8 protein-coding genes are annotated in these 9,044 nt (G+C 53.9%); 3 read left to right on the top strand and 5 right to left on the bottom strand.

Going from position 1 to position 9,044, the window contains the following annotated elements:
* Positions 1-551: 551 nt before the first annotated feature.
* The gene (locus OAN307_RS29300; protein ID WP_187292598.1) at positions 552-821 is read left to right on the top strand and encodes a hypothetical protein; all 270 of its coding nucleotides are present in this window, start codon (positions 552-554) and stop codon (positions 819-821) included.
* 161 nt (positions 822-982) lie between these two features.
* Here OAN307_RS29300 and OAN307_RS28645 read toward each other — a convergent pair whose 3' ends face one another.
* The 3 genes from OAN307_RS28645 to OAN307_RS24895 form a co-directional block, all read right to left on the bottom strand.
* On the bottom strand, positions 983-1,297 hold the full coding sequence (locus OAN307_RS28645) for a recombinase family protein (RefSeq protein WP_245541075.1): 315 nt from the start codon (positions 1,295-1,297) through the stop codon (positions 983-985).
* Between the two features lie 797 nt (positions 1,298-2,094).
* The gene (locus tag OAN307_RS24900) at positions 2,095-2,433 is read right to left on the bottom strand and encodes a hypothetical protein (RefSeq protein WP_044045272.1); all 339 of its coding nucleotides are present in this window, start codon (positions 2,431-2,433) and stop codon (positions 2,095-2,097) included.
* An 889-nt stretch (positions 2,434-3,322) separates the two neighbouring features.
* Positions 3,323-3,715 (bottom strand): helix-turn-helix domain-containing protein, encoded by a 393-nt coding sequence (locus OAN307_RS24895; protein WP_015493515.1) that lies wholly within the window; start codon positions 3,713-3,715, stop codon positions 3,323-3,325.
* 72 nt (positions 3,716-3,787) lie between these two features.
* Between OAN307_RS24895 and OAN307_RS24890 the strand changes: the two genes are divergently transcribed.
* Both OAN307_RS24890 and OAN307_RS24885 read left to right on the top strand, forming a co-directional pair.
* Positions 3,788-4,039 (top strand): hypothetical protein, encoded by a 252-nt coding sequence (locus OAN307_RS24890; protein WP_044045238.1) that lies wholly within the window; start codon positions 3,788-3,790, stop codon positions 4,037-4,039.
* Positions 4,032-4,514, top strand: a complete 483-nt coding sequence (locus tag OAN307_RS24885; protein ID WP_015493514.1) for a DUF2938 domain-containing protein — start codon at positions 4,032-4,034, stop codon at positions 4,512-4,514. The genes OAN307_RS24890 and OAN307_RS24885 overlap by 8 nt, the downstream gene beginning before the upstream one ends.
* Before the next feature lie 162 nt (positions 4,515-4,676).
* On the opposite strand, the gene OAN307_RS24880 is transcribed toward OAN307_RS24885, so the two are convergent.
* Together OAN307_RS24880 and OAN307_RS24875 are read right to left on the bottom strand one after the other, a co-directional pair.
* A complete protein-coding gene (locus OAN307_RS24880) occupies positions 4,677-7,820 on the bottom strand; it encodes an efflux RND transporter permease subunit (protein ID WP_015493513.1) in 3,144 nt (1,047 codons plus the stop codon).
* Positions 7,820-8,980: an efflux RND transporter periplasmic adaptor subunit gene (locus OAN307_RS24875; RefSeq protein ID WP_015493512.1), complete on the bottom strand. Its 1,161-nt coding sequence runs from the start codon at positions 8,978-8,980 to the stop codon at positions 7,820-7,822. The genes OAN307_RS24880 and OAN307_RS24875 overlap by 1 nt, the downstream gene beginning before the upstream one ends.
* Between the last annotated feature and the right edge of the window lie 64 nt (positions 8,981-9,044).

The raw sequence follows: 9,044 nt of genomic DNA, 5'->3' as shown, positions 1-9,044 counted from the left end.
GATATGCTATAAATACAGCCCGGTTAACAGTTGTTAACAACGATTTGCCGGGCAGGGGCCGCAACTACAATGCTGCGAGCGCTTAAGGGTGAGAAGTGGCGGCTAAACCTCTAGGCTAGAAAGTAGGATGCAAAGTTTTATTGAAGTCGGGTTAGTATATCGCCAAGTGTTCAAATTGTTGAGAAGGCAACCACTTCGCCTTAAATATTGAACATGGAAATCAGATATGTTGACGCAGGGGAAACACAAAGCGGCATGTGCCTATCTGCGACTGCTTAAGGCGATCATGCTCAACTTTCCGCAACGAAGATCTAGGCAGCTACCATCGGCAAAAAAGGACAGGCCGACGCTGCAAAAAGGTGGAGCTGACCAAGACAGACTCAGATGCCAACCTTTATCGATATTATCACATGGATATCATCGAAGGTCTTTTTGGCGGCTGGTGATTGGTCCGGGAATGGGACCGGATCGGCAGCTCAAGGGCCGCCCGATGAATATAGATTCAGCAAATTTTACCGGGATTAATAATCTTGCCCGCAGGAACATCCCTGATGTATACGGCATCTGCCGTGCTGCTAACGCAGAACATAACACCTGAACGAATGGGTCTTAATGCTGATGTTATGAACACTGCGATGGAGCTTGGGGTTACAGCTGGTATGACCGATTTCCTTAGCTGCTCGAGCAACTTGTCCAGTTCGTGCCATTCACGCGTTGAACCGCTGATCTTATCTGCAAACATCCTCAGCCCCGCGCTCGCCACTGCGGTCCTTATCGACCGCTGCCCGAAGTGCGGCCAAGCGGGGAGAAGATCGCCATGAAGTACAATAGCCATGCCACCCGATGGCAAGGGCCATTGCTCTTCATCGCGCAAACGGCGCACTTCGCCCTTCTGGGATGCCGTTAGGTCAGGGGGGCTACCACCAATCCGGCCACGTTTGCGTGCAGGTGCCAATCTCTCCCTTGTGCGCTCCGAAATTCGCTATCGCTCAAACTGGGCGATAGACGCAAAGACGTGAAACACGAGATGTCCTGCCGAGGTCGTTGTGTCGATGTCCTCAACCAAAGAGCGGAAGCAGGAATCTTGCTTGTTGATAATCTCTACAATTTCCAAGAGGTCTTTTAGAGACCGAGCCAATCTGTCGTATCTAGTAACGGTCACAACATCGCCGTCACAGAGCTGGTCCGACATCTTGTCCAATTCAGGCCGTTCCTTCTTCGATCCACTGAACTTATCAGCAAATAACTTGCCAGCTCCTGCAACTGCTAGTGCGTTGATCTGGGTACCTGCGACCACTCGCACGATTGTCGAATCCGATCCGTCAAATTATGTTTTCTCAAAGTTACTTGCTTAGAGGGCGGTTATGTCTAGCGTTATTGCCATATTTTTTCTGTGTGTAGCGTTCGCCTTAGGCTTTATGGGTGTGAGCTTTTGGTTTATTATTGGGTTATCGCTAGTCGCTTGCATATTTGCGTTGGAGGAAGAAAGTACGCTTCTTGTCTACACCCTTGGCATCCCCAAATTTTTGGCATTGTACTACACCGCTATGATGGGACTTAGCTACGGTCTTTACAGGCTGGGCGCATACATCGCCTAAGGTGTCCTCGATCAAGCTTGTTGGCGCGTTCGGGGGCACGAACTCCGGTGCGCATATCGTGCCGCAATGTATGGTTTTGCGAAGTACTGAGGGACGGCAAACATCAGCCTTTACCAATACCAGACCTTCGCGTTTGCTTAGTATCTGTAGATTTATCTATTGATACCTAGTTTAAAGTGGTTCGTACCCGCGTAAGTTATGGGTGCAAAATTTTTGGCGTTCTTAGTCTCGCCGATGCAAATGGTGTGTTGCTCCACTTTAATAAGCTAGTAGGCATGGCGGCCATGGTCGTCATGCCTAACCTTAGGGTGATCTCAGGGCCTCTGTTCGGACTTGTCAGACTTGATTATCTTGATTGTTTATCAAAACACGCCATCGCCTCTGTGGCCAGTGTAGCGCCAATGCTGAGGAATAACTCTGCCACGTCCTGGAACGCAAACGGGCCGCCCGAATGGGCGACCCGTAGCTAGAAGGGACTGAGGGGGGGGAGGGCAGTTTAGTTATGTTGGCTGAAGTTCAGCGCTTGTGTGTCCACAACGTTGTCACCAACTTTCAAGATTGCGATAGCATTGCCGAAGGATGGTGTGATTTCGACGTCAACAGCTGGGTTGCCACCGGCTTTAACGACTTCAGAGCCAAGCAACTTGCCGATTTGGCCGTTGCGGTAGTCACGGATTTCAACAACGCCGTTCGCTTCGGCAACAACGAGGCCCAGTTCAACTTCTGTGGTGCGCTCTTGTGATGGGGCGAAAGTGCTGATGTAGTTGCTGCTAGCGGAAGCGATCGATGCGGAAGCTGCGATTACAACGGCTGCAAGTGTGATGGATTTAAACATGATATACTTCTTTTCTGCCCGTTTGGGCTGGTAGGTTGTGCCCCTGTTCGTCTGGAGCGTTTGAATGTTTGCAGCGGGTTGCTGCGTTTCGATGAGTTGCATTTGGGTATAAAAACGTCGCTTGAAAGCCCCGCTTATGGTCACAAAAAAATGATGATTGGCGGTGGGTTTAAGTTATTGAAAAAACATGAGGTCAATTAATTTGGCACATGTGTGCGATTATGCACATATGTGGAACCACGGTGGTGCAGCTTGGCACAAACGAATATTTCCAAGCCTCACAGGCACAGTATGAACACAAAAATGTGAGCCGATAATATTTGAGAGCTAAGCCCAAAGGGTGATAATTTTGTCTCAAAATCAGGGGGAGGTTACACGCATCGGCTTCCGTTCGAACGCAGGCACTTCACATTACCGGTTCACGACGCCATTCTAACTCTTCAACTGCTTGATCAGCGATGCGTGGTCCCCCTCCCTGCATCGATGCTGCCCGCTTGCATGTCATGGCACTCTGCGGTCCGGTTTCTTGAGTGCCCCAGTACGGGCGGGATTAAACGAGCCGCATTTGGCGATAGACGTGCCAAACTCGTCGCAGCGGCGTCCCGAAACAGGTGGGGCGTTATACGGATTTGGACTCATAACCAAAATATACCAGTTGCTGCGAGCATGAAGTCGGAGAGGAAGACCGTTGGGCTTTCAGACGAAGAAGACAGTGTGGTTTCAGATAGTATTTGTATAAAAGGTTGAATTAATTCATCAAATCTGTGGTTAGCGAACGACAGGATCATCTTTGCATGGTTGTTTTATGCACGTCGCTATGACGTTAAAACTACGGATATCGCCGCTCACTTTAATGCAAACATCTCTGTCGTCGTGGAGAAGCTCCGCTTTACGCTTTTCTCTTCATTGCCACCCGCAAAATGCGTTGGAATCGAGGGCAGTCCAAGTGGTGCTCTGCGGAACAATTCATAATATGCCGAATTCCGTCTCTTAGGGCGGCCAACTCGTGGATTTGCGAGTCAAGCATATCGGCTTTCTGTCCCAGGGCGGAGCGATCCAAATCAGGTTGCCCCTCCACGCCGATCAATGCGCGTATCTCAGCAAGAGAAAAGCCTGCCGTCTGCCCGACTGCGATCAACGCCAGTCGCGTTGTTACCTCCTCTTCAAACAGCCGTTTCAACCCTTTACGTCCTATTGATCGGATAAGTCCGACCTCTTCGTAGTACCGCAGCTTCGACGCGGGGAACCCGGTACGTCGGGAAAGTTCAGAAATATCTAACATGGCCTTGACCTCAAGTTGGCTTGAAGTTGTACGTATAGTACTTCAGCAAAATATCAACGGAGTTTTAGGTCCATGACAGTCTCACATACCACCAATCCACCAAGCAAATCGCCGCTGCTTGCCTTTATGTTGCTGGCGCTGGTCAAAACGGTTCTGATTTTCACAATCGCTCTTATTGCGGTGCCATTACCCCACATTGGAACAGAGTTTGGGCTCAACACGTCCGAACTTATACTGCTGCAAGTCTCTTATGGGCTGCCATATACAGCCCTTGTGATAGCTCTCTACGCAGCATTCGGACAGAAAGTGCGCAAAAATGGATAAGGTTCTACTCGACGGTTTTGCCATCGGCATTGGTGCCACTCTGTTTATGGACCTTGTCGCCCTGTTTCTAAAACAAAGTTTAAGCATTCAACCACTCAATTATTCTTTGGTTGGGCGATTGTTCGTTCACCTGCTACAAGGCCGTGTTCGCCATAACCCGATCACCGCCAGCCCGGCGCGCTCGTATGAGAGCTTGATCGGCTGGACTTTGCATTACCTAATAGGAGTGGTGTTTGTTCTCATCTTTCTGTCCTTTGTTGGTGATGAATGGCTCATAACTCCACGTCTTGGACCGGCGCTCGCGTTCGGCGCACTGACTGTAATAGTCCCCTTCCTCATCCTTCAGCCTGGAATGGGTGCAGGACTAGCCGCAAGGCTTACACCCCGCCCCAGTATTGCACGCCTGAAGAGCCTGTTGGCACACCTGAGTTTTGGGGCAGGAATATGGGTGTCCGCTATCTGTTTCCAGCTGTGAGCTAAGTAAACTATTGGCGCTGCCAAGCACCGTGAAATTTGCAAGAGCTTGGCAGCCAACTACGCCTCAAAATAATTCCAGCCAGACCCCTGCGGCACCCGCGCTAGAGATGATAGGCAGAAGAGTTGAAGTCAGCTTCATAGTTTTGCCTTTTGATTAAAGTTATTCAGCGGCAGTTCTCATGTCGGCTTTTAGGAGAATGAGGTCTGAAGTTTCCTGTTTTTCCTCGGTATTGCGCGTCTTGCGGCCCGCGTAGAGCAAGGCGAACAGCGGGGGCGTAAAGTAGAACGACACGATTGTGGACAACAGCACACCACCCGCGACCGCCATCGCAAACGGGGGCCAGAACCCACCGCCCTGCAAGATCAGCGGTAGGAAGCCACCAAAGGTGGTAATCGTGGTGGACACGATGTGGCGGCTGGACCCCATAACGACGTCAACTATGGCCAATTTATCGCCACCCGCTGCCGCATCGTCGTCGCGCAGACCCGTCAGAATGATGATGGCTGCATTGATCGACACGCCGATTGATCCGATCACGCCGATGATCGCGTTCAGGCCGAACGGATATTGGAACACCGCCAGCGAAAACAGGCTCAGCCCCGCAGACAGGCCACAGACGACCAAAGCGATTGCCGACAGGCGGAACGAATTGAACGTTACAACGATCGCCGCAATCGACAGGGTGATGATAATCGGCAAAGAGGCAAACAGATTGCCCAGCGTGTTGGCCCGCGCATCGCTATCGCCGCCAAATTCAAGGCGCACACCATCGGGCACGGTGAACCCCTGGGCATCAAATTTGGCCTGAACCTGTTTCAACGCCTCTTCGGGAAGCACATCGCGCAGAATGAACCCTTGAACGATATTGACGCGTTCGCCATTGCGCCGTGTGATCGAACTGGCGCCGGGGACCAGTTCTGTTGTGGCGATGGCCGACAGTGGGACTGCGGGCCACACACCATCCGACACCATCTGCGCCGCATTGGGTAACAAAATGGGGATATCACTGATCGCAGTCAGATCGCCGCGAACTGCATCCCCCAAGCGCACACGGATCGGGAGTTGTTCAGTGCCCTCAACCAAAGACCCGCCCGTGACGCCTTCCAACGCGGCCTGCAACTGGCGGCTGATGCCTGTGAGATCGAGCCCGAGCTGACGCGCTGTTGCCTCATTCACATCCACGGAGGCTTTGGGGGCGGGGCTGCCGATTGTGCTGCGTGCCAGCGTCACGCTGTCCACGCCTGCCATAATACGTCGCGCCTCGTCACCAGCTTGCTGTAATTGCCCGAGATCAGACCCGATCAGGCGCAATTCAACCGGGGCCGACACGGGTGGCCCCTGAACAAGACCGTTGATCAGAACCTGTGCATCTGGCGCAGTCTCCGACAAGGTCCGTTGAAGTTCCGGAAGGACCGCTTCGGTCGCAGCGGCGGATGTTGTCAGAACAAGCGCCTGTGCATATCCCGGCGCGTTATTTCGGCCACCAACAATATTGTAATAGAACGCCGGCGCGGAGCGGCCCATCACCCAAGTGACCGCCTCAATTCTTTCGTCGCTACGCAACACAGCGTCCAGCGCATCGACAGTCGCTTCGGTTCGCGCAAGCGATGCGCCGGGGGCCATGTCCACTTCGATCGAGAATTGATCGCGGTCCACACCGGGGAAAAATTGCGCCTCAAGGCTCGGCAAACTCAGTATGCCGGTTACGGGCAACACCAGCGCAAGGGCGACAGACTTAAATGGGTTTGCGATGGACCATGTTAACGTCGCAGCAAACATGCGCCCCAAACGGGATGTTTTGCGCGCAGAGCCGTCGGTATCGGACAACGGCAGCAACCACCCCGCAATAGCAGGGGTCAGCGTGACGGCGATGATGAACGACCATATCAGCATGATCACCACCGCGATGGCAATAGAGCCAACGAAATCTCCAGCGCCACCTGGCAACAAGATCAGCGGCGTAAAGGACAGGGCTGTCGTGACGGTCGATGCCAACAAAGGCGCAAACAGGCGGCGCACGGCGGCTTTCACCGCCTCCAATCTGGCGACGCCTGTGCGCAATCGTTGCCCGATATCGTCGGTCATCACGATACCCGCATCGACCAGCAGGCCAAGCGCCACAATCAGACCGGTCACCGACATCTGCTGGATCGACAAACCGAACGACATCATCGTCGCCAGTGATGCAAGGGTCACGACGGGCAGGATCAGGGCCACGATAAGTGCCGAGCGCGCACCCAGCGTAATGAATAAGACGACAACCACCAGTGATACGCCGATGGCCATGTTTGTGGCCACCTCGGTCAGACGTTCAGCGGTATATCCACTTTGATCAAAGACCAGTTCTTGCGTCATGCCACCCGGAACGGTCAGCTCAAACTCCGCCAGAACATCACGGACAAAGCCCGCCCAAACGTCGACCTGCAACCCCGACTGCAACTTGGCCGCAACCAGAATTGTGCGCTGTCCGTCATGCATTGCAAGTTCAGACAGCGGCTGCTGTGCGCCACGGGTGATCTCGGCGATCTGGCTCAAACGCACGGTTTGCCCATCCGCGCCTTGCAGCACCACGACATCGCGCAGCCTGTCAAGTGCGGCTACTTCTCCCGTCACCGTAATCAGAAAATCACTATTAGCCCCGCGCACGCGCCCCGATTGCGCCTTGCTGTCGGCAGCGGCAATTGCGGCAGAAACCAGCCGCGCATCAAGCCCCAAGGCCACGGTCGCCTCGACATTCAACGTCACAAGGACTTCTTCGTTGGGAATGCCAAACAACTCAACCTGTTCGGTGCCGGGGATGCTGCGCAGCTCTGCGGCCAGATCGTCTCCATAGCGTCGCATGATCGTGAGCGGTACGCCGTCATGATCGGCGGACAAAGCCACAATCGCCGCAAAAGCCCCGCCGCCATCAGTCGAGAATTCGGGCTCCAACGCATCGGCTGGCAAATCAGGCGTCAGCTCATCAAGTGCTTCGCGGATATCGGCCCAGACACGGGGGATTTCATCGTTTGGCGTTAGCGCGCCCAGTTCCACAGACACTATGGAAATGCCGGTGTTTGAATTGGAACTGATGACGTCGACTTCCGCGATTTCACGCAGGGCCTCTTCGATCTCGGCTGTGACCAATGTTTCGACCCGTTCAGGATCTGCCCCCGGAAACACCGTCTGCACAGACCCGAAGAGATTCGTAATCGTCGGGTCCTCTTGGCGTCCAATAGAAAACAATGCGGCCATGCCAGCTGCCAGGATGACCAAGAGTGTAAGAGCGACGAGGCGGGGTTGGCGGAATGTGAGCGTTTCCATCAGACAGATCCGTCCAGCAGGCGAACCAGTTGCCCGGATACCAGCCGATGGGTGCCCCCTTCGACGATCTGCACGCCGTCCTGCAACGTGCCGCGCACAAAAACGCGGGCTTCGTCCGCATGGATGATCTCGATCGCCTCACTCTGGACACGAAAAGATCCGGCATCATCCGGAACCAGCGCCTGAACAGTCCACAAACCACGCACCCCTTCTTTTAGGGCTGTGAGCGGCAAGCTGAAACCACTTTGTGAAATGCGCTGTGTCAGATTCAGAACGCCAGCCTGGCGCAGCGTGGGGCTTTCGCCATCAAATGAAAACACAAGGGTGCGTGTGCGGGTTTGCGGGTCCAGATCAGGCCGCACAGATTCCAGTATCACATCGTGGGTCTGGCCCGACACCTCCACCCGGTGTCGGGACCCGACCTCAAGCGTATCGGCGAGCCTTGGGTCCACCCCCACACGGAACAAAACACTGCCACTTTCCAGAATGGTCACAACAGGAACGCCCGCTGACAAGGCTGTGCCCTCGTCAATTGCGCGGGTCGCGATTTGCCCGTCAAAAGGTGCGGTGATCTGTGATTTCGCAACACGCACATCCAGCGTCGCAAGTTGCGCGTCGACCTGTGCAAGCTGCGCGGTCAGATCATTTACCGCAGCGTCCGCCTCATCTACGCTTTGCTGTGAAATATTTCCACTGTTGCGCAAAGCCAAGTGGCGCTGTTGCGTCGTGATGGCCAATTCCAGCCGCACGGACACAGCGCTTCGGGTGGCCCCCAAGGTATGACGTTCCGCGTCCAGCAGACCGGTATCGAGAATGGCAAGCACATCTCCTTGCGAGACGATATCGCCTTCGTCCACGAGAATCTGATCGACGGTCCCACCCTGCTCAAACGAGACAGAAACGCTTCGGTTTGCCTCTGTGAGGCCTGCAAAACTCCGTTGCACGTCGTATCCATCCAAAAGCTGGGCAGGAACGGCAGCGACAGAAATCAATGGCACCGGTGCCGGTGCATCTACGGCATTTGCGCGATCAGCGATCAGACTTGTTGCGCTGATTGTTGCCACTACACAGCCACCAATCACGATTCCAGTGCCAGTCAGGATCCCAAGCCGTTTGAGCACGCGCTTGTATAATTTTGGTTCGGTGTTAAATTTAGCCATCGTAAGATCCAAACTTGTCAGATGTTCTGAACGTATGTAAGTTATACTAACTTACTTTAGGTCT

Origin of the sequence: Octadecabacter antarcticus 307 (assembly GCF_000155675.2) — a bacterium.
GTDB classification, from domain to species: domain Bacteria; phylum Pseudomonadota; class Alphaproteobacteria; order Rhodobacterales; family Rhodobacteraceae; genus Octadecabacter; species Octadecabacter antarcticus.
Note: the sequence above shows the minus strand (reverse complement) of the source record. Positions and strands in the feature narration are given on the sequence as shown.